The sequence below is a fragment of the Streptomyces sp. BoleA5 genome (assembly GCF_000373665.1).
Classification (GTDB): Bacteria; Actinomycetota; Actinomycetes; order Streptomycetales; family Streptomycetaceae; genus Actinacidiphila.
On record NZ_KB892155.1, the window covers coordinates 235,544 to 253,258 of the forward strand.

At 70.3% G+C, this 17,715-nt stretch carries 18 protein-coding genes; 9 read left to right on the plus strand and 9 right to left on the minus strand.

Annotation, left to right across the window (positions count from 1 at the left end):
- Window positions 1-87 precede the first annotated feature (87 nt).
- Window positions 88-1,257: a winged helix-turn-helix domain-containing protein gene (locus B085_RS0139455; protein WP_018564113.1), complete on the plus strand. Its 1,170-nt coding sequence runs from the start codon at window positions 88-90 to the stop codon at window positions 1,255-1,257.
- A 15-nt stretch (window positions 1,258-1,272) separates the two neighbouring features.
- Here the strand turns inward: B085_RS0139455 and B085_RS0139460 are convergent, their stop codons facing one another.
- The 6 genes from B085_RS0139460 to mtrA form a co-directional block, all read right to left on the minus strand.
- Complete coding sequence (locus tag B085_RS0139460; RefSeq protein WP_018564114.1) at window positions 1,273-2,025, minus strand: response regulator; 753 nt, start codon at window positions 2,023-2,025, stop codon at window positions 1,273-1,275.
- A gap of 171 nt (window positions 2,026-2,196) precedes the next feature.
- Window positions 2,197-2,880, minus strand: a complete 684-nt coding sequence (gene hpf, locus B085_RS0139465; protein WP_018564115.1) for a ribosome hibernation-promoting factor, HPF/YfiA family — start codon at window positions 2,878-2,880, stop codon at window positions 2,197-2,199.
- 434 nt (window positions 2,881-3,314) lie between these two features.
- On the minus strand, window positions 3,315-4,103 hold the full coding sequence (locus tag B085_RS0139470; RefSeq protein WP_018564116.1) for a ComF family protein: 789 nt from the start codon (window positions 4,101-4,103) through the stop codon (window positions 3,315-3,317).
- A 244-nt stretch (window positions 4,104-4,347) separates the two neighbouring features.
- Window positions 4,348-6,171, minus strand: coding sequence for an LpqB family beta-propeller domain-containing protein (locus B085_RS0139475; RefSeq protein ID WP_018564117.1), 1,824 nt, complete (start codon window positions 6,169-6,171; stop codon window positions 4,348-4,350).
- Window positions 6,171-8,159, minus strand: a complete 1,989-nt coding sequence (gene mtrB / locus B085_RS0139480; protein ID WP_018564118.1) for an MtrAB system histidine kinase MtrB — start codon at window positions 8,157-8,159, stop codon at window positions 6,171-6,173. Before mtrB ends, B085_RS0139475 begins: the two co-directional genes overlap by 1 nt.
- Window position 8,160: 1 nt before the next feature.
- Window positions 8,161-8,850 (minus strand): two-component system response regulator MtrA, encoded by a 690-nt coding sequence (gene mtrA, locus B085_RS0139485; protein ID WP_078620260.1) that lies wholly within the window; start codon window positions 8,848-8,850, stop codon window positions 8,161-8,163.
- A 1,108-nt stretch (window positions 8,851-9,958) separates the two neighbouring features.
- Between mtrA and B085_RS47940 the strand changes: the two genes are divergently transcribed.
- A complete protein-coding gene (locus B085_RS47940; RefSeq protein ID WP_078620261.1) occupies window positions 9,959-11,302 on the plus strand; it encodes an ice-binding family protein in 1,344 nt (447 codons plus the stop codon).
- Window positions 11,303-12,010: 708 nt separating this feature from the next.
- On the opposite strand, the gene B085_RS46160 is transcribed toward B085_RS47940, so the two are convergent.
- The 3 genes from B085_RS46160 to B085_RS0139510 all read right to left on the minus strand — a co-directional run bounded on the left by B085_RS46160 (window position 12,011) and on the right by B085_RS0139510 (window position 14,131).
- Window positions 12,011-12,427 carry an RDD family protein gene (locus tag B085_RS46160; protein ID WP_018564122.1) on the minus strand — a complete coding sequence of 139 codons (417 nt, stop codon included), beginning with the start codon at window positions 12,425-12,427 and terminating at the stop codon, window positions 12,011-12,013.
- Between the two features lie 247 nt (window positions 12,428-12,674).
- Window positions 12,675-13,340 (minus strand): YdcF family protein, encoded by a 666-nt coding sequence (locus B085_RS0139505; RefSeq protein ID WP_018564123.1) that lies wholly within the window; start codon window positions 13,338-13,340, stop codon window positions 12,675-12,677.
- Window positions 13,337-14,131, minus strand: a complete 795-nt coding sequence (locus B085_RS0139510) for a GntR family transcriptional regulator (protein WP_018564124.1) — start codon at window positions 14,129-14,131, stop codon at window positions 13,337-13,339. The genes B085_RS0139505 and B085_RS0139510 overlap by 4 nt, the downstream gene beginning before the upstream one ends.
- Before the next feature lie 155 nt (window positions 14,132-14,286).
- Here B085_RS0139510 and B085_RS0139515 point away from each other — a divergent pair, with 155 nt between their 5' ends.
- The 7 genes from B085_RS0139515 to B085_RS0139545 form a co-directional block, all read left to right on the plus strand.
- Window positions 14,287-14,616 (plus strand): hypothetical protein, encoded by a 330-nt coding sequence (locus B085_RS0139515; protein WP_018564125.1) that lies wholly within the window; start codon window positions 14,287-14,289, stop codon window positions 14,614-14,616.
- A 3-nt stretch (window positions 14,617-14,619) separates the two neighbouring features.
- The gene (locus tag B085_RS0139520; RefSeq protein WP_018564126.1) at window positions 14,620-15,999 is read left to right on the plus strand and encodes an FtsK/SpoIIIE domain-containing protein; all 1,380 of its coding nucleotides are present in this window, start codon (window positions 14,620-14,622) and stop codon (window positions 15,997-15,999) included.
- 85 nt (window positions 16,000-16,084) lie between these two features.
- Window positions 16,085-16,759 carry a DUF2637 domain-containing protein gene (locus B085_RS0139525; RefSeq protein ID WP_018564127.1) on the plus strand — a complete coding sequence of 225 codons (675 nt, stop codon included), beginning with the start codon at window positions 16,085-16,087 and terminating at the stop codon, window positions 16,757-16,759.
- A gap of 16 nt (window positions 16,760-16,775) precedes the next feature.
- Window positions 16,776-16,955, plus strand: a complete 180-nt coding sequence (locus B085_RS0139530) for a hypothetical protein (RefSeq protein WP_018564128.1) — start codon at window positions 16,776-16,778, stop codon at window positions 16,953-16,955.
- Window positions 16,956-16,957: 2 nt separating this feature from the next.
- A complete protein-coding gene (locus B085_RS0139535; protein ID WP_018564129.1) occupies window positions 16,958-17,146 on the plus strand; it encodes a mobile element transfer protein in 189 nt (62 codons plus the stop codon).
- 24 nt (window positions 17,147-17,170) lie between these two features.
- A complete protein-coding gene (locus B085_RS0139540) occupies window positions 17,171-17,440 on the plus strand; it encodes a hypothetical protein (protein WP_018564130.1) in 270 nt (89 codons plus the stop codon).
- A gap of 95 nt (window positions 17,441-17,535) precedes the next feature.
- The coding region (locus B085_RS0139545) for a hypothetical protein (RefSeq protein ID WP_018563366.1) at window positions 17,536-17,715 on the plus strand (180 nt) is incomplete at its 3' end.

The following is a 17,715-nucleotide window of genomic DNA, read 5'->3' on the forward strand; positions in this document are numbered from 1 at the left end:
CGGGCCACGGACCCCGCCCGCCCGCCGGGCGGGCACCGCGGACCCGGCCAGGACCGGATTGTCGGTGGCGCCTTCTAGGGTGGGCCCATGACGAAGCCCGTGGCCCTCTCCGCCGACGACGCCCGCCGGACCACCCTGCGCGCCCAGGGCTTCCTCGGCGCCCCCGACCGCCGCGGCGGCGTCCGCGGCGTCCTGCGGCGGCTGGGCGCGGTGCAGCTGGACACCATCTCCGTGCTCGCCCGCTCCCACGAGCTCATCCCGTACGCCCGCCTCGGCGCCGTCGGCCGCGCCGCCGTCGAGGACGCGTACTGGACGGAGAACCACGCCTTCGAGTACTGGTCGCACGCCGCCTGCATCCTCCCCATCGAGGAATGGCCGCACTTCTCCTTCCGCCGCCGCGCCCGGCGGGCCCGCGGCCACCGCTGGCACGTACTGCAGGACGCCGACCGTTCCACCGCCGCCGTCCTGGACCGGCTCAAGACCGACGGCCCCCTGACCTCGACCGAACTCGGCGGCGCCAAGAACGGCGGCCCCTGGTGGGACTGGTCCGAGACGAAGATCGCGGTGGAGTGGCTGCTCGACACCGGCGAGGTCGTCTGCACCCGGCGGCGCGGCTGGAAGCGCGTCTACGACCTCGCCGAGCGGGCCGTACCCGACGCCCTCTTCCACGACGACATCGACGACACCGAATGCCTGCGCCGCCTGGTCGCCCAGGCCGGCGCGGCACTGGGCGTCGCCACCCGGGCCGACCTCGCCGACTACCACCGCCTCAAGGGCGAGCAGGTCGACTCGGTCGTCGCCGACACCGGCCTGGTCCCCGTGCAGGTCGAGGGCTGGGGCGGCAAGCCCGCCTGGGCCGACCCCACCGCCCTGGCCGAGGCCTCCCGCGGCGGCCGGCACCGCACGACCCTGCTCTCCCCCTTCGACTCACTGATCTGGGACCGGCCCCGCACCGAGCGCGTCTTCGGCTTCACCCACCGCCTGGAGGCGTACGTCCCCAAGCCCCGGCGCATACACGGCTACTTCGCGATGCCGCTGCTGGCCGGCGGCCGGCTGGTCGGCCGCGCCGACCCGGCCCGCGAGGGAACCACCCTGATCGCCCGTCAGGTCTCACTCGAATCCGCGCGCGCCGTCGAGCCCATGGCGCAGGCGCTGCGCGAGGCCGCCACATGGGTCGGCTGCGACGACATCCGCATCGAACGCCTCGACGACCCCGAACTCGCCGCGGCCCTCACCACAGCCCTCGCCGCCTCCTGACCGCAGGAACCCGGCTCAGCGGATCTCGAGGATCTTCTCCCGCATCGCGTACACCACGGCTTCCATCCGCGAGTGCAGCTGCAACTTCTCCAGGATGTTCCGCACGTGGTTCTTCACCGTGTTCTCGCTGATGAAGAGCTCCTTGGCGATGTCCCGGTTGTTCATGCCGGTGGCGACCAGCTTCAGCACCTCCAGCTCACGGTCCGTCAGCCGGGGGGCGGGCACCAGCCGGCGCTCGTCCGTGCGCTGGATCATCGACTTGAACTCGGTGAGCAGCTTCGACGCCATCGACGGGCTGATCTGCGACTGGCCGTCCGCCACCGCGCGGATCGCCGTGGCCACCTCGTCCGTGGAGATCTCCTTGAGGAGGTAGCCGGTCGCCCCGGCCTTGATGGCCTCGTAGAGGTCCGCCTCCTCGTCGCTCATCGTCAGCATGATGATCTTCGCGCTGGGGGCCACCTCCTTGATGGAGGTGCACGCCTCGATACCGCCCCGCCTCGGCATCCGCACGTCCATCAGCACGATGTCCGGCAGCAGATCCGCGGCCTTCTCCGTCGCCTCCGCGCCGTCCCCCGCCTCGCCGACGACCTGGATGTCCTCCTCCTGCGCGAGCACGATCTCCAGACCGCGGCGGAAGAGGGCGTGGTCGTCCACCACGAGCACCCTGATCGGCTCCTTGCGCGGCGCGCCGGCGACGCCCGTGTCCCCCGCGGCGCCCGTACCGGGCTCCGCGCCGCCGGCCGGCGCGGGCTCGAAGCTGTCCGCCATCGGTTCCTCCCCCTCGGGCCGGCGCCCGTGGTAGTCGCACTTTCCGTGCCAGTCCAACCGGGCGGTACCGCCCGCATCTTGGCTGCCCGGCCATGATTCCACGCCCGAGCACGGCGACGCTCCCAGGCGATGGTCGTTTCCCGCCCGGGAGCGCCGCCACTGACCCCTAGTTCACCGGCGGAGCGCTCCGCCCGCGCCGGCCGGCGCATCCTCGACGGAAAGGTCCTCCTTGAGGTGGATGACGCCATAGTCGTAGCCGTGCCGCCGGTAGACGACACTCGGTTGTTCCGTGTCGGAGTCGATGAACAGATAGAAGTCGTGCCCGATCAGTTCCATCTCATAGAGGGCCTGGTCGAGCGTCATCGGTGCTGCCGCATGCGTCTTCTCGCGAACCACCAGCGGTCCTTCACCCTGGACCTCGAGACGACCGCCGATCTTGGTGGTGGGCACGCCCGTGGGGGTCTCCCCGCCGGTCGGGGTGCCGTTGAACTCGGTCGTGGCCAGTCCGGCCGTCGCCTCCGCCACGCTCATGGGTGTCCGGCTGCCGCCGCGATGCACCCGGCGCTTGTCGGCCGCCTTGCGCAGCCGCGCCTCGAGCTTGTTCGCCGCGACGTCGAGCGCCGCGTACGGGTCGGTCGCGGCGGCCTCGGCCCGGATCACCGGGCCACGGGTGCGCAGCGTGATCTCCACCCGGTCGGAACGGTCTGCCTGCCGGGGGTTCGGTTCCTTGGACACCTCGACCTCGAGGCTCATCACCTTGCCGTCGAGCTTCTGGATCTTCTCCAGCTTCTCGTTCGCGTGCTTCCGGAACCGCTCGGGCACCTCGGTCTTGCGGCCCTTGACGACGATGTCCACGCAGAACTCCGTTCCCGGATCGCCTCGGTCTCACGGGGCGATCCCTTGCGCTGAGGCCGGCGGGCAACAGGTCCCGGCCGGCGTCGACGTTCGTTGCCGCTCCGCACGCTCGGAGGCTCCCGGGCGGCGAAGCCGCGACTCTCACCTCCTCCTCCCCCGCAAGACGGAACTTCACCCACTGAACCTTGGGTGAACCGCGTCTCGCGGTCCGTGAAACGGCGGTCCACACGGGCACCGCCGCCCCTCACCACCGAACATAGACCCGCGGACCCGGGGTCGGCACCCCCAGAAGCGCTATACCTCCCTTCGGGTGAAATGCCCGTCGTGCCACCTGCGAGATCGCTCCTGACCTTCGGATTCGGCTCGCCTTTCGGGCGCCTGTTCGGGGCCGGGTGGGGGCCTCCCCTTCCGGCCTCCCCTTCCCCCGCCCCGGCTCACGGGGGCGGGGCCGCCGGCCGGGGTGCCCGTCCTCGCCGGCCGTTCCGGCCGCTCGTGGGGTGGCGCAGCGGCGCCGGGCCCGCGACGACCGCCGCGGCCAGGACCCGGCCTCCGGCCTCCTCGACGGCGCGGGCCGCGGCGGCGAGTGAGGCGCCGGTCGTCATCAGGTCGTCCACCAGCACCACCGGGGCGGTCCTCAGGAGCCGATCGGCGCCGCGGACGGCGGTGAGGGCGCCGGAGAGGTTGGCGGGCCTGTCACGGGCGCCGAGGCCCGCCTGGTCGGCCACCTCGCGGCGCTGGCGCAGCACCGCGGCCACCCGGACGGTCAGGCTGTCGCGTCGCAGGTCCGTGGCGGCGGCGAGGGCGAGGCGCTTGGTCGCGTCGTGGCCGCGGGCGGCGACCGCCCGCCGGGAGGAGGGGACGGGGACGATGAGGAACGGGGTGAGGGCGGGCGGGGGGAGGGGAGTGCCGGCTTCCCGGCGCCGCATCTCGGGGGCCCCACCCCCTCCCCCTCCCCGCACCGCCGCGTAGACCGCGCCCGCCAGGGCCTCGCCCAGCGGCCGGGCCAGGCCCAGCGCGCCGCGCTCCTTGTGCGCCAGGAGCACCGCGCGCGGCTGGTCCGTGTAGACGGTCGCCGCCCACACGGCGGGCAGCCCGTCGGGCGGCGCGTCCGGCCGGACCTCCCGCGCCCCGGGCTCATGCAGCGCGGCGCCGCACTCCTCGCACAGCACGGTCCGCGGCGCCCCGCACCCCGCGCACTCGGCCGGCAGCAGCAGCCCCGACATCTCCCGCCACCATGACCGCACGGCGCGACCGCCCCGCAGGCCCCGCCGTCCCCGTGCTCCCCGCATGACTCAACGATGGCGGGAACGGGCGATCACCACCAGCCCCGTCCCCAGCCTGTGGATAACTTTCCCCGCCCCACGAACGGCCTCGCGCCCACCCACGCGTCGGCGCGCGATCGCCACGCACCGCGCACCGCGAGAAGGCCCGTGAAGAGCCGAGGGAGCCGAAGGGCCGAGAGGGTCGTCAGCCCGGGTAGACGGGCGAGCCGGCCTTCGGCGCGACTTCCTTCCAGTTGGAGTCGGACGGCAGCCGGAAGACGCCGCCGTCGAGCTCCGCGAGCAGCGGTTTGTCCTGGCGCTCCGAGGCCGCCACCGACACCACGCCGCTGATGCCCGGCAGGCTCGACGAGGACGTGCCGGAGCCGTCCGCGTCCACGTACTGGATCTGCGGCACTCCCCCGGCCTCGCGTCCCACCACGACGAGCCGGCTGAACCCGGCCCAGGACGCCGCTATGACGTCCTCGAGTTGCGGTGCGACGCTGCGCAGCTCCGCCACCGTGATCTTCTGGTCGGCGGCCGTCCCTGTGCGCTCGATCCGCCCGAGCCGCAGGGTGGTGTGGCCGCCGTCGCGGACCAGCAGGGCGATGCGCACGCCGTCGGCCGCGACCCTCAGCGACTCGATGCGCCCGTCACCAAGGTCCGGCACGTCGACGGGCACCGGGTTGCCGGCGCCGTCGGGCAGCATCAGCAGCCGCGGCCGGTCGGGGTCGCGGTCGGCGATCCAGAGGTCGCCGTAGCCGTCCCAGCTGGGGGTCGTGAAGCGGTTCTTCGGGTCGACGGCCTGGCTGCGCAGGACGACGGGGCCCAGTTGGGCGTCGGCGTTCAGGCCCGTCACGTAGAGGTTCGCGTCGTCCTCGGTGAGGGCAGCGGCGTACTGCTCGTCGCGCCGTACGGCGGCCGAGCCCACCCTGAACGTTCCCGTCCCGAGGGGGCCCGCGACCGCGGTGGGCGAAGCGGTGCCCGTACCGCTGAGGCTGACGAGGTGGTGCTCCGCGTCGATGAAGTACTGCTCGTTGCTCTCCCCGACGAGCTTGTCCGGCGCGTAGGCGCCGGCGTCGCCGCGCTGCAGTGTGCACAGGGTGCGACCGGAGGGGCCCTGGAGTTCGACCGAGGGTACGGGCGTGGACGACATGCCCTGGATGGTCTGGATCAGCTGGGCGGCCATCCGTTCGCAGCGCGCGCCGTCGCCGCCGGGGGACCCCTTGAGCTTCACCGTGACGCGCTGGGAGTCGTCGAGCTCGACCTCCTCGGCCCGTATGCCCGTGGGGAAGGCCGAGGTGACGACGGGTTCCAGCCAGTCGGTGGGCCCGGCGAGGAGGGCGTTGACGGCGTTGCTGAGCGCGTTGATGCGCTTGCGCAGGTAGATCGGGTCGGCGACGAGGGCGTCCCCGGCGGCCGCGTCCTTGGGGCCCGGCCCGGGGGAGGCGAAGTAGAACGTGTCGACGGATCGGTAGAAGCGCTGGAAGTCGGCCTCGCTGAGCACCAGGCCGTCGGCGACTCCGGCGATGCGCCATTCGCCGTCTTCCTTGGTGAGGCGCAGCCCGCTGCTGAAGGTGCCGTTCTCGGCGGTGTAGGCGTGCCGCTCGTCGACGGTGGCGACCTTGGTCCCGGAGAGGGTGATCTGGGTGCTGTCGCCGTCCTTGCCGTCGGTGGTCGTGCCCGGTTCCTGCGCCTGGGCGATGCCTCCGGCGAGGACGGTTATCCCCGATTCGGGTTTCCAGCGCTTTCCCTGGTCCTTGGTCAGGTAGAGCTTGGCGGTGGCGTAGTCGGCCTCGTCGCTGGTGATGGCCTCGAGGAAGCCGCTGACGATGTCGCTGGGGGTCTCGCCGCCCTGCGGTTTGACGCCGAAGACCCGGACCTGGGGATCGGTGTCGGCGTGCTTCTCACCGCCGACCTTGTGCACTTCGCCGCTGCTGGGCATGGACGCGCAGCCCGTGAGCAGCACGAGTCCGCTCAGGAGCACGCCCGCAACGGCCGGCCTCGGGAGGCCGCCCCCCTTCGCGCGCATCAGTCGTCGTCCTCCCGCGCTTCGTCCGCTGTCGTGGGGTGGGTGGCCGTGCCGCCGCCCGCACGGTGTCCTACGACCCGTGCGCCGTTGCCGGGCAGGGCCGCCGGGTCGGCGGCGGGTGGCCGCGGCGGGGTGAACGGCATGGAGGGGATGGCGGGCGCGGCGAACCGCGGCGCCGGGAAGCCGTGCTGCGCGGAGACGGGGGGCGTGGCGGCGTCGAGTGCGGTGGCGCCGGCGGGCATGCCCCGGTGGGAGAGCGCGATGGCGAGGTCGCGGTTGCGGCGGGAGTCCTCGGGTTCGAGGGCGATCGGGGATCCGCGCAGGCTGTCGGCGCCGGTACGGGGCAGGGTCAGCCGGAACTGGGAGCCGCCGCCGGGCTCGCCCCATGCCTGGAGCCAGCCGCCGTGCAGGCGGGCGTCCTCGAGGGCGATGGACAGCCCGAGGCCGGTGCCGCCGGTGGTGCGGGCGCGGGCGGGGTCGGCGCGCCAGAAGCGGTTGAAGACGCGGGTGGCCTCGCCGGGCTTGAGGCCGACGCCGTAGTCGCGTACGGCGACGGCGACGGCGCCGCCTGCGGAGGCCATGCGGACGTGGACGTCGAGACCCTCGCCGTGTTCGACGGCGTTGACGACGAGGTTGCGCAGGACGCGCTCGACGCGGCGGGCATCGGCCTCGACGGTGACGGGCTGCTCGTCGCCGTGGACGACGATGCGGCTGCCCTTGCGTTCGGCGATGGGCTCGGCGCCGTCGACGACGCGTCGTACGACGTCGCGCAGGTCGATGGGTTCGGCCTCCAGGGCGGCGGCGCCCGCGTCGAAGCGGCTGATCTCCAGGAGGTCGGAGAGCATCGACTCGAAGCGGTCGAGCTGGTTCTGCAGCAGTTCGGCGGAGCGGGAGGTCGCGGGGTCGAAGTCCTCGCGGGCCTCGTGGATGACGTCGGCGGCCATGCGGACGGTGGTCAGCGGGGTGCGCAGCTCGTGGGAGACGTCCGAGACGAAGCGGCGCTGCATCCGCGACAGGTCCTCCAGCTGCTGGATCTTGACCTGGAGGGTGTGGGCCATCTTGTTGAAGGACTCGCCGAGGCGGGCGATGTCGTCCTCACCGGTGACCTTCATGCGCTCCTGGAGGTGTCCGGCGGCGAGCCGCTCGGAGATCCGGGCGGCCATGCGGACGGGTGTGACGACCTGGCGCACGACGAGCCAGGCGATGGCGCCGAGCAGGACGACGACGAAGATGCCGGCGGTGGCCAGGGTGCCCTTGACCAGGCCGAGGGTCTTCTCCTCCTGGTCGAAGGGGAAGAGGTAGTAGAGCTGGAAGGGCTTGCCGTTGGGGTCGCTGAGGCGCTGGCCGACGATGAGCGCGGGCTCGCCGCCGGGGAGGCTGTCGCTCTTCATCGAGGTGTAGCGCTCGAAGACCCCGGACTCCTCGTCGAGTGCCTTGCGCAGGTCCGCGGGCACGCTCTCCTCGGGCCGGACGCCGCCGGAGCCGCGGGGGGCGTGTGTGCCGGGGCTGTCGGACCCGAGGCTGACGGGCTGCGCCTGCGCGTCGGAGCTGAGGGCGACGACGGAGTAGACGCCCTGGCCGCTGCTGGCGAGCCCTTCGACGAGGTTGTTGAGCCAGGTGGCGGTGTCGTTCCGGCTGTGCCCGTCCGAACCGGCGTCGGTGTCGCCGTTGCCGGTGACGTTGCGGGCGGTCTCCTTGGCGACGGCGAAGCCGCCGACGGCCTGGCTCTGCGCGGTCTGCCGTTTGGCGTCGAGCAGTCCGTTCTTGACCTGCCCGATGACGACGACGCCGAGGAGCAGGACGACGCCGAGGGACATCAGCAGGGTGGTGGCGACCACGCGCAGCTGGATGTTGCGGCGCCAGAGCCGTACGGCGGGCTGCAGGGGCCGCCGGGCCCAGCGCACGAACGAGCGGAGCACCGGCAGCAGACCCGTCAGGGGGTCCGCGTGCCGGCTCTCCATCCGCTCACGCTCGTACGCGGTGGTCATGTCAGCCCGGCCCGGCCTTGTAGCCGACGCCGCGGACGGTCACCACGATCTCGGGGCGCTCGGGGTCCCGCTCGACCTTGGAGCGCAGGCGCTGGACGTGCACGTTGACCAGACGGGTGTCGGCCGCGTGCCGGTAGCCCCAGACCTGCTCGAGCAGCACCTCGCGGGTGAAGACCTGCCAGGGCTTGCGGGCGAGAGCGACCAGCAGGTCGAACTCGAGGGGGGTCAGCGCGATGGGCTGGCCGTCCCGCTTGACCGAGTGGCCGGCCACGTCGATGACCAGGTCACCGATGGTCAGCTGCTCGGGGGTGGGCTCCTCGGCCCGGCGCAGCCGGGCCCGCACGCGGGCGACGAGCTCCTTGGGCTTGAACGGCTTGATGACGTAGTCGTCGGCGCCGGATTCCAGGCCCACGACGACGTCGACCGTGTCACTCTTCGCCGTGAGCATGACGATGGGGACCCCGGACTCGGCCCGAATCTGGCGGCATACGTCGATGCCGTCCCGTCCGGGGAGCATGAGGTCGAGGAGAACCAGATCAGGCTTGGTCTCTCGGAAGGCGGCGAGGGCCTTGTCACCGTCGGCCACGAACGACGGCTCAAAACCTTCTCCGCGCAGCACGATGCCGAGCATCTCTGCCAGTGCGGTGTCGTCGTCGACGACCAGGACGCGTCCCTTCATAGCGACCATCATCCCATTTTCGCATCGATAGCTTTGACCATGGTGTTTGTCGTCACTCCCCCGTGATCTCCGTTCACTGGCATCCGTCGTTGACCTGGGATGTTCGGAGCCGTCGATGTCAGGCACAGATGTCGACCCGGGACACCTGGTTCCGGACAGTGAACACCCTGCCAGGCACATGCCCGGCTGCGCGATGGGTCATAGGGCCTTCTCCCCCTGCGGAAGGTCCTTTTCGGATGCTTCGATCCCATACGCGCTGAGCGGGATGCCACGCGGTGGCTAGCAAGGTGCGAGAAACGGCCTCCGTCTCTCAGCGGCGGAACCGGGCTCCGTGAGGGTGTCAGAGCAAAGTGGTGAACGGAGCTCTCAGGTCGACGACGTTTGCGGCGGCCAGGAACCGGCTCCGCTCTCCGCCAGGCGCAGCGTCTCCTACTACCGCCAAAGTCCCACGTATGCGGCTCTGTTGCCGCCATCCCCTGCTTGCCAAGGGCCACAAGGCGCCACCCGAGGCGGGTGGCACTGCGAAGGGGTCCTTACCGTAGGCGTGCCGCGGAGGCCGAACGTGGCCGGTCGATCCCCGAGGCGCGGATTCACTCAGTTTCGGTGTGCTTGTACAGGCGCCGCCACGCACAGCAGAGCAGCAACTCTTGGCCGATGGCGACGCGACTCGCATCGACCTGATCTTGGCATCTGTGGCGCTGCTCTGCACCTGCAGGTACGGCGGAAGACTCGCAGGCGCCATGGATACGTGAGCAAGCTCGCACGAACCTTCGAGCCTAGCCCTCTCGACCGCTGGTGCCGTTTCCAAGGCCGGACACTCAACCAGACCGTGTTGGCATGTGCCATCGGACACCGCCAGCGGAATGAACTGGCGAGTAGCCATGCCCCTTTTGGCTTCTTATGTCTATGCGCACCATGTGTGTTCTTTACTAGGTTCTGCCCCGTGAGTGGTGGACGCGTTTGCAGCCTCGGCGGGAAAGAGCCCTGGCGTCCCCTTGGGGGTTGAGCCTTCGAAGTCTCTACATCAAACGAGAGTTGCGGCCCTTGTCCAAGCTCACTTCGGAAATCGACGCCCCTTGCTGGGGTATTGAGCTCAAGGCGACAAGAAAGGTCTTGTGCTATGGCATTGGCTGAAACTCCGCCCTCCCATATAGGCCGGTGGCGGAGACACGGTCGGCTCAAGGCGACCCTCATCGCGATTCCTGCACTGGCATGGCTGACGGCTGCCAGCCTGTTCGCCAACGCCGCGCACGCGGCGGAAGCCCCCGTGGGGCTGGGGACGGCTACGAGCTACGCGGTGTTGGGCGGTTCGACGGTCACCAACACGGGCCCGAGCGTCATCAACGGCGACCTGGGTGTCAGCCCGGGTCTCGCGGTGGTGGGCTTTCCGCCGGGAATCGTCAACGGAGCGATTCGCACCGGCGCCGCAGCCGCCCCGGCCCAGGCGGACCTGACCACTGCGTACAACGACGCAGCGAGCCGAGGTCCTGGGGCCAACCCAGGTGTCGAGCTTGGCGGACTTATGCTGACGCCAGGCGTCTACACGAACGGGACATTCCAAATCACCGCCCCGAACGCCCTCGTTCTCGATGGCCAGAACGATCCCAACGCCGTCTTCATCTTCCAGACCGAATCGACCCTGGTCACCGGTTCGGGCAGCCGCGTCACCCTCATCAACGGTGCGAATGCCTGCAACGTGTTCTGGCAGGTGGGCAGCTCCGCCACCCTCGGGACCGCATCCGTCTTCAAGGGCAACATCCTGGCCCTGACCTCGATCACAGCGCAAACCAACGCGAATGTGGAGGGCCGGCTCCTCGCGCGTAATGGCGCGGTCACGCTGGACAGCAATGTCGTCACGCGGGCGGCCTGCGCGGTTGGCCCGCCCGGTCCTCCCGGTCCGTCCGGTCCCCCCGGACCGTCCGGTCCCCCCGGACCGTCCGGCTCTCCCGGCGCCCCTGGCGCCCCTGGCGCTCCCGGCGCTCCCGGCGCCCCCGGAGCTCCCGGTGCTCCTGGCGCCCCTGGTGCCCCTGGTGCCCCTGGCCTGCCTGGCGCCCCCGGCGCCCCTGGTGCTCCCGGTCCTTCCGGTGCCCCTGGCCTGCCTGGCGCCCCTGGTGCTCCCGGTCCTTCCGGTGCCCCTGGCCTGCCTGGCGCCCCCGGCGCCCCTGGGCCCGCTGGACCTCCTGGACCCGCCGGGCCTCCCGGACCTGCCGGACCTGCCGGACCTGCCGGGCCCGGATACCCGCACCACGGCGACTACCCGCATCACGGTGATTACCCGGACCACGGTGATTACCCGGACCACGGTGATTACCCGGACCACGGCGACCACCGGGACGACGATGATGACTCCTGTGGCCCCTGCATTCCGGACCATCACGGCATCCACGACAAGGATGACGAGGACTGGGATTGCAACTGGGAGTGGCGCGCGCCGCTCCAGCCTCGGGAAGCGTCCTGCGACTGAGCGATCAGTCCTCATCCGGCGCGCAGCTTGACGCTCGACGCCATGAGTCCATGGCAGGCGTGACCGCCCCGTATCCCGGTCAGTCGACCTCCGGGTACGGGGCGGGATCGCCACACCCCGCAAGCGACCTGACTCACCGGAATCTCTCCGGGGATTCGTAGGGACCTCCTGGCGAGCAAGCGGCGGACAGTCGCAGTCACCATGATCGGAACCTTAAGGGCTTCGTCTGCGCTGGCTCGTCAAAGGGCCCTGGACCTTGTCGGTCCGGGGCCCTTTCCCATATGCGCCAGGGGGGATTCGAACCTGCGACGCCTGCTTTCGGACGCGCCCGCGCGGATGGGGCGGAGAGAGTTTGAGGTCTGGCCCTTGGGGTGAGAGATCGGGGCCCGTACGCTGGCCGCGAATCGGGCTGGCTCCTTGCCTGCCCGCAGTAGCCCGATTTGGGCCTCGATCTTCGAGGCTCGCGCCAAGGGCCAGACCTTAAAGTCTCGGAGCGCCGGCCGCCCTAGCCACCGCAGTTCTGACCTCATGCCCTGGCCTACCTATGTGGGCGTGCGGCGGCGGATGGCCGTGCCGAGCGGGGCGGAGACTGGAGCGTGGGCGCGGCCGGACGCCGGCCGCGCGCCCGGCGGAGCGTGAGCGACGCCGGGTGCCTTGATGAAGTAGAGAAATCTGTAACAGCTCGCTTCACAGGGGCTGTGGCATGGTTCAACGAGTGCGCACAACCGTGCTGCGGGCGAGCCGGTCGTGCATCCCCTGCCGCTGCGCGTCCGTGCCGATCGAGGTGACGTTCTTGATGAGGATCACCGGGACAAGTCCTATCCCTACATTGGCGAGGTGACGTATCAGCGCATGCCCGTAACTGATCGGGTTGTCGCTGCCGAGTCTGACCACCTTCAGTCCCATGATCCGCTTCCCAGGCGTACGGCCCCAACGGCAGGTGCTCAGGGGCGAGTACGTCAGCAAGAAGGCGACAACCCACAGGGCCGCGACGAGTTGCCAGACGATGTCGCCCTCATCTCCGACCCCGGCAAGGACAATCCTGTCGAAAGCCAGCAGCGGCACAAGGATGACAAGCCAGGCAATCAAAAGATCGATGCCAGCGGCCCATAGACGCTGCCACACACTTGCAAGGGTCCCAGGACCCGAAGCGGGAGTAGGCGGGACAAGATCCATACCGCCCCCGAGCTGTCCGAACATGCTCCTACCGGCCCCCTTGATCGCGCGGAAGGTTCCGCGACTGAAAGTGCAAACGAAGGGTAATGCTCCTGCGACCTGACGGAGGAAGGTACCTACACGGAGCGTCGGGAGCTGACAACTACCCGAGGAGACGCCGCTCGCTCGGTGCAGGTCCAGATCGGCCGGACAGAACCTAGGCAGAGCTCGTGTCGGTAGTGATGAGTCGACTCGTGAAGCCGTGTTGGCGCAGTCGTTCGTAGGCGGCGATCACGTCGTCCGGTACCGCCTGGCTGATCATGAAGCCCTGCTCTGGGTAAATCAGCAACCGTTGAAGCGCACCGACAAGCATGTCGATCACCAGACGAGCATCGCCGATGGAGTCGACGTACTCGCCCAAGGTCATGGGCGTGGAAGCGCTGATGATCTCGACTCCGGGCCACAGCTTGCGCGCCGTGGCATACGCTCGCCTCTCCTCGTACGGCTTGCTGATCAGGAGGACCGAGGACACGTCGACGCCGGCTTTTACGAGCAAGTCTTTGGAGAAGCGGATGTTCTCACCCGTGTTGCGCGCTCGGGGCTCTACAAGCACGGCCGAGCTGGGGACACCGAGCTCAAGTGCCCGCTCCCGGTAGTGGACGGCTTCACCGCGGGGCATGCGTTCCCGAGTCGTGGGGCTGGTGGCGCCAGTGAACACAAGCAGCGGTGCCATGCCGCGCTTGTAGAGGTCTACCGCAGTGTCGGCCACACCCAGGTCGTGACTGCCGAGACCGAGGGCAACCGAGCACGGACGGGGCGTGTGGCCCATCTGGTGGTAGTCCCACAGGCGCCGTGTGTCCGCCCAGTCCTGTGTTGAGATCACTGCTGGCCTTCTCTGTCCTTCGCCGAATCCGGCACCTTGAAGTCGTACTCCCAGGCAAAGCGCGAAGCCGCGTGCACGCCGATGGCGAATTCGATCACCAGGCCAGAGGCGGTGTAGGTGGTCCGGTGCAGCTCGACAACCGGTTCGCCGGGGGGTAGTTGCAGAGTCTTCGCCTCGTCCGATGTGGCGGCACGAGCGAAGAGCTCTTCCCTCATGTGGTCGATCTCGTAGCCCGCGTCGTACAGAACGCGAAAGCCGCCGCCTCGGCCGGCCGGACCGGGCGTCGGGTCCACCAGACGCGTGCCTTCCACGTGCTCGGGTCGGTAGTAGCTGGTCAGCGTATGTGTCGGCTGATCGCCTTCCTTGACCAGCCGTGCGCGGGCGTATACCTCGGCACCGGCTGGCAGGCCGTGTGCGGCAGCTACCGCCGGTGGGGCTTCCACGAGGCTGACTGTCTGGGTCTGCTCGTTCCGGCGATACGCCCGCCCGGAAGCCACACGGTCCGCAATGAACGCCACCTCGTCACCGTCCCGCCACTTGGCCTTGTCGTACCGGGCGATGCCGAGTCGCTTGAGCGGTACCTGCTGACGCACGACGGTGCCATGGCCTCGCGACGAGGTCACCAGGCCCTCGGCTTCCAGCGCCTTATAGGCGGCATGAACGGTGGACTTGGATCCTTCGCCAGCCTCAACAAGGTCTCTGATCTGCGGCAACTGCTGGCCCGGCTCGTAGTCACCCCGCTTGATCTGTTCAGCCAGCCTGTCCGCCAGCTCCCGCCACTTGGGCGCCATCTCGACCCCTCTCTACAGGATCTAGTCAAACACAGTCCTAGGACTGTTGACAGTCCCAGGACTGCGGTGCACTATCTTCTCAAGTCACTCGCAGTCCTAGGACAGCGAGTGTAACGGTCCGTTTGGGCTGTCCGACGTCAACACAGGAGTGAAAGATGCCGTCCTTCAAGATCGACGTTTCGACCGCGGTGACGTTCGTTGCGACCGCTCCGACGCCGAAGCTGGTGAACAAGCAGACCGGTGAGGTGGCGATCGACCGGGAGACCGGTGCGCAGATGATGACCATCGGTCTGCTGATCTCGGACGAGGGTGAGGGCAACCTGTACCAGGTGGCCGTGCCCGCGACCGGGGTGGACGAGACGCTGACGCCGGGAACGCTGGTGTCGGTGATCGGCCTCAAGGCCCGGGACTGGGAGAACACCTTCAATGGCCAGACCCGGCACGGGATCTCGTTCCGCGCGGTGGCCGTCACGGTGGTGGCCTGAGCCATGGTGGATCTGGCGACGCTGATCGAGATCGGCACCCCGCTGGTGGGTGCTGCTGGTGGCCTGGGCTATGCCCGGGTGAAGGCGCCGGGCGTGTACTGGTCGCTGGTGGGTCTGCCGATCACGATGGGCCGGTTCCACTTCACCTACGCCTCCACGATGGACGTGTGCGGGCTGACGGTGGCGCCGTCCCGGCTGCGGGCGTTCATGGTCCGCACCGTGGGTCGCCGTGAGGTGCAGCCGGTCCCTCCGAAGATCCGCCGGGTTGCCGGGTCCGCCACCGGCCTCCGGGTTCGCCTCCGTCTGCCCGCCGGCCTGGAACCCGATGACGTCGCCGCGGCCTCGAACCGGCTCCGGCACGCCTGGGGTGTCCACGCGGTGCACGTGGTGGAGATCAAGCCCGGTGTGGTGGAGCTGCGGATGACCGGCTACGACGTCCTGCGCTCCGTGCGCATGCCGCGCCGGCTGCCGTCCGGTCCGATGGTGGTTCCGGTGGCGCTGCGGGAGGACGGGACCGCGTTCGTCCGGAACTACCGGGAGATCCCGCACGCCCTCACTTTGGGGGCGAATCAGTCGGGCAAGTCGATGTATCAGCGCATCCTGATCAAGCAACTCGCCAAGCTCCCGGTGGCCCTGGTGGGGATCGACTGCAAGCGCGGCGTGGAGCAGACCCCGTATGCGCCGCGCCTGTCGGCCCTGGCCACCGACCCTGACCAGGCAGCCGGCCTGCTGGACGCGCTGGTGGGGGAGATGGAGGCCCGGTTCGACCTGCTCAAGGAGTACCAGGGCACCGCGCTGTCGACGCCGGATGAGGAGATCACGTCCGACATCTGGGGCCTGCCGAAGAAGGTGCGACCGGTCCCGATCGTGGTCCTGGTCGATGAGGTCGCCGAGCTGTTCCTGACCGCGACGAAGAAGGACGAGGAACGCCGGGACCGCATGGTGACCCAGTTGATCCGGCTCGCGCAGATGGCCCGCGCGGTCGGGATCTACCTGGAGATCTGCGGCCAGCGCTTCGGGGCCGAGCTCGGCAAGGGCGCCACCATGCTCCGCGCACAGCTCACCGGCCGTGTCGTCCACCGCGTCAACGACAAGCAGACCGCCGAGATGGGCCTCGGGGACATCTCACCCGAAGCCATGCACGCCGCAACCGCCATCGCCGCCGACCGCCCCGGGGTCGCGGTCGCGGGTGACGCTTCCGGTGGCTGGACCCACATCCGCACCCCGCTGACCTCGATCACCGAGACCGCCGCGGTCTGTCGGGCCCACGCCGGCCTGGTCCCCGATCTGCCGAGCCTGGCCCCGTTCCGACCGGACCTCCCGGCCCTGCCTGCTCCGGCTGACGCATCACCGCTGACTCGGCCCCGCCCGGTCACCGAGTAGTCCCGCATCCCTTCTCCCACGGTCGGCGCGGCCATTCCCCGCGCCAGGTCCCTACCCCCTCCATCCCTGAAAGGAGGTGCCCTCCGTGGCCCGCCCCAACAGGTTCGACCCGGTGCTCATTCAGGCCGTGATCGCCGGTGCGCTGTCCTTCGCCCACCTGCACGACATCGCCGAAGCCGCCGGACAGCACGACTGGAAAGCCTGGGCCTACCCCATCTCCGTCGACCTGCTCTTGGTCGCCGCCTGGCGCCGTATGCGCACCCTGCGCGCCGCCAACCGCCCGGCCCGCGCGGCCTGGACCTGGTTCGTGATCGCCCTGACCGCGTCCCTCGGGGCGAACATCGCCACCGCCGGGCTCCTCGACATGAACGCCGTGCCGGCCTGGCTGCGCATCCTCGTCGCCGGGTGGCCCGCTCTGGCTTTCCTCGGCGGCACCCTCCTCGCCCACACCCCCACCCCCGCGGACGAACCGGCCGTTGAGCCGACTTCGGTACCCGAACCGGCCCCGGTCCCGGTTGCGGAACCTGCTCCACAGGTGACGGTTGAACGGGCCCCCGAGCACGCGCCCGAACTTCCCCCGTCCGCTGCGCCCGCTCCCGTGTCGTCGCCGACCGTGCCGCCCGCGCTGCTGGCGCACGCCCGGAAGGTCGCCGACACCCACCACGCCGCCACCGGTACGCCGATCGACGCCGCGACCCTACGCACCCGCCTCGGCGTCCCGCCGGCCCTGGCCGACGTCCTCGCCGCCCAACTCACCTGAGAAGGAGGACACCGCAATGCGACCGCACATCCGCGCCGCCCTGGAACGCTCCGCCGAACTCACCCGCGCTAACCACCTGGTCGACGGCATGCGCATGGGCGAGGCCGCGATCAACCAGGCCACCCACGACGAACACCCCGAGATCCAACAGTGGCTCACCGACCACGCCGACGACTTCACCCGGCGGGAGGACTGACCATGCCGCGCCCGAACCGCTTCTACAACGTGATCCGCATCGGCCCCGTCAAGGTCGGCACCTACCACGACGGCCGCGGACACACCCGCCACACCGCCGCCTGCACCGCCCCCGGCTGCGGCTTCTCCACCGACTACCGCGATCGCTCCGGCGCCGAACTCGCCGCCCGCACCCACCGCTGCCACCCCTGACATGTCGAGAGGAGATGACTCACCGTGCGCCACCCCGACGCGCAACTGCGGGCCAACCACCGTCCCTCCGAGCTGATCCCGCCCGGCGTCCACCCCGGACAGGTCGTGGTCATCCAGGCCGCGCCGCCGTCCTACGCCGGGAAGATCCTGCTCACCCTCACCGCAAGCGCCGGTACCGCCCTGGTGATCGTGGTCCTGGCCTTCGCGTTCCAGATGATCGCCGCCGCCGCTGCTGCGGCCATCCCCACCGTGGGCGGGGCCAGCGTCTCGCTCCACCTCGCACGCAAGCGCTAACGGGCCCCCGGGGCGGCACTCAGCCGCCAAGCATCGACCGCCCCGGACGCCCTGCTCCCTCTCAGACCCAACGGACCCGAAAGGACCGCCACATCATGCCCCAGCACGCCCTGAACCGGCCGGTCTGCCGCGACTGCGACGGCTTCCCCGTCGTCGCCATCACCACCGGCACCCGCCTCCCAGACGGCACCCGCGCCACCCTCCGCGTCACCTGCCCGGCTTGCCGCGGCACCGGCTACACCACCCCCGCCCCGGTCCTGGCCCGGACGGGGAGG

Coding starts and splice junctions, on each gene's coding strand:
- B085_RS0139530 (WP_018564128.1), top strand. CDS start 16,776: ATGCGACCGCACATCCGCGCCGCCCTGGAACGCTCCGCCGAACTCACC.
- B085_RS0139455 (WP_018564113.1), top strand. CDS start 88: ATGACGAAGCCCGTGGCCCTCTCCGCCGACGACGCCCGCCGGACCACC.
- B085_RS0139520 (WP_018564126.1), top strand. CDS start 14,620: ATGGTGGATCTGGCGACGCTGATCGAGATCGGCACCCCGCTGGTGGGT.
- B085_RS0139535 (WP_018564129.1), top strand. CDS start 16,958: ATGCCGCGCCCGAACCGCTTCTACAACGTGATCCGCATCGGCCCCGTC.
- B085_RS47940 (WP_078620261.1), top strand. CDS start 9,959: ATGGCATTGGCTGAAACTCCGCCCTCCCATATAGGCCGGTGGCGGAGA.
- mtrA (WP_078620260.1), bottom strand. CDS start 8,850: ATGATGGTCGCTATGAAGGGACGCGTCCTGGTCGTCGACGACGACACC.
- mtrB (WP_018564118.1), bottom strand. CDS start 8,159: ATGACCACCGCGTACGAGCGTGAGCGGATGGAGAGCCGGCACGCGGAC.
- B085_RS0139475 (WP_018564117.1), bottom strand. CDS start 6,171: ATGCGCGCGAAGGGGGGCGGCCTCCCGAGGCCGGCCGTTGCGGGCGTG.
- B085_RS0139460 (WP_018564114.1), bottom strand. CDS start 2,025: ATGGCGGACAGCTTCGAGCCCGCGCCGGCCGGCGGCGCGGAGCCCGGT.
- B085_RS0139515 (WP_018564125.1), top strand. CDS start 14,287: ATGCCGTCCTTCAAGATCGACGTTTCGACCGCGGTGACGTTCGTTGCG.
- B085_RS0139470 (WP_018564116.1), bottom strand. CDS start 4,103: ATGTCGGGGCTGCTGCTGCCGGCCGAGTGCGCGGGGTGCGGGGCGCCG.
- B085_RS0139510 (WP_018564124.1), bottom strand. CDS start 14,131: ATGGCGCCCAAGTGGCGGGAGCTGGCGGACAGGCTGGCTGAACAGATC.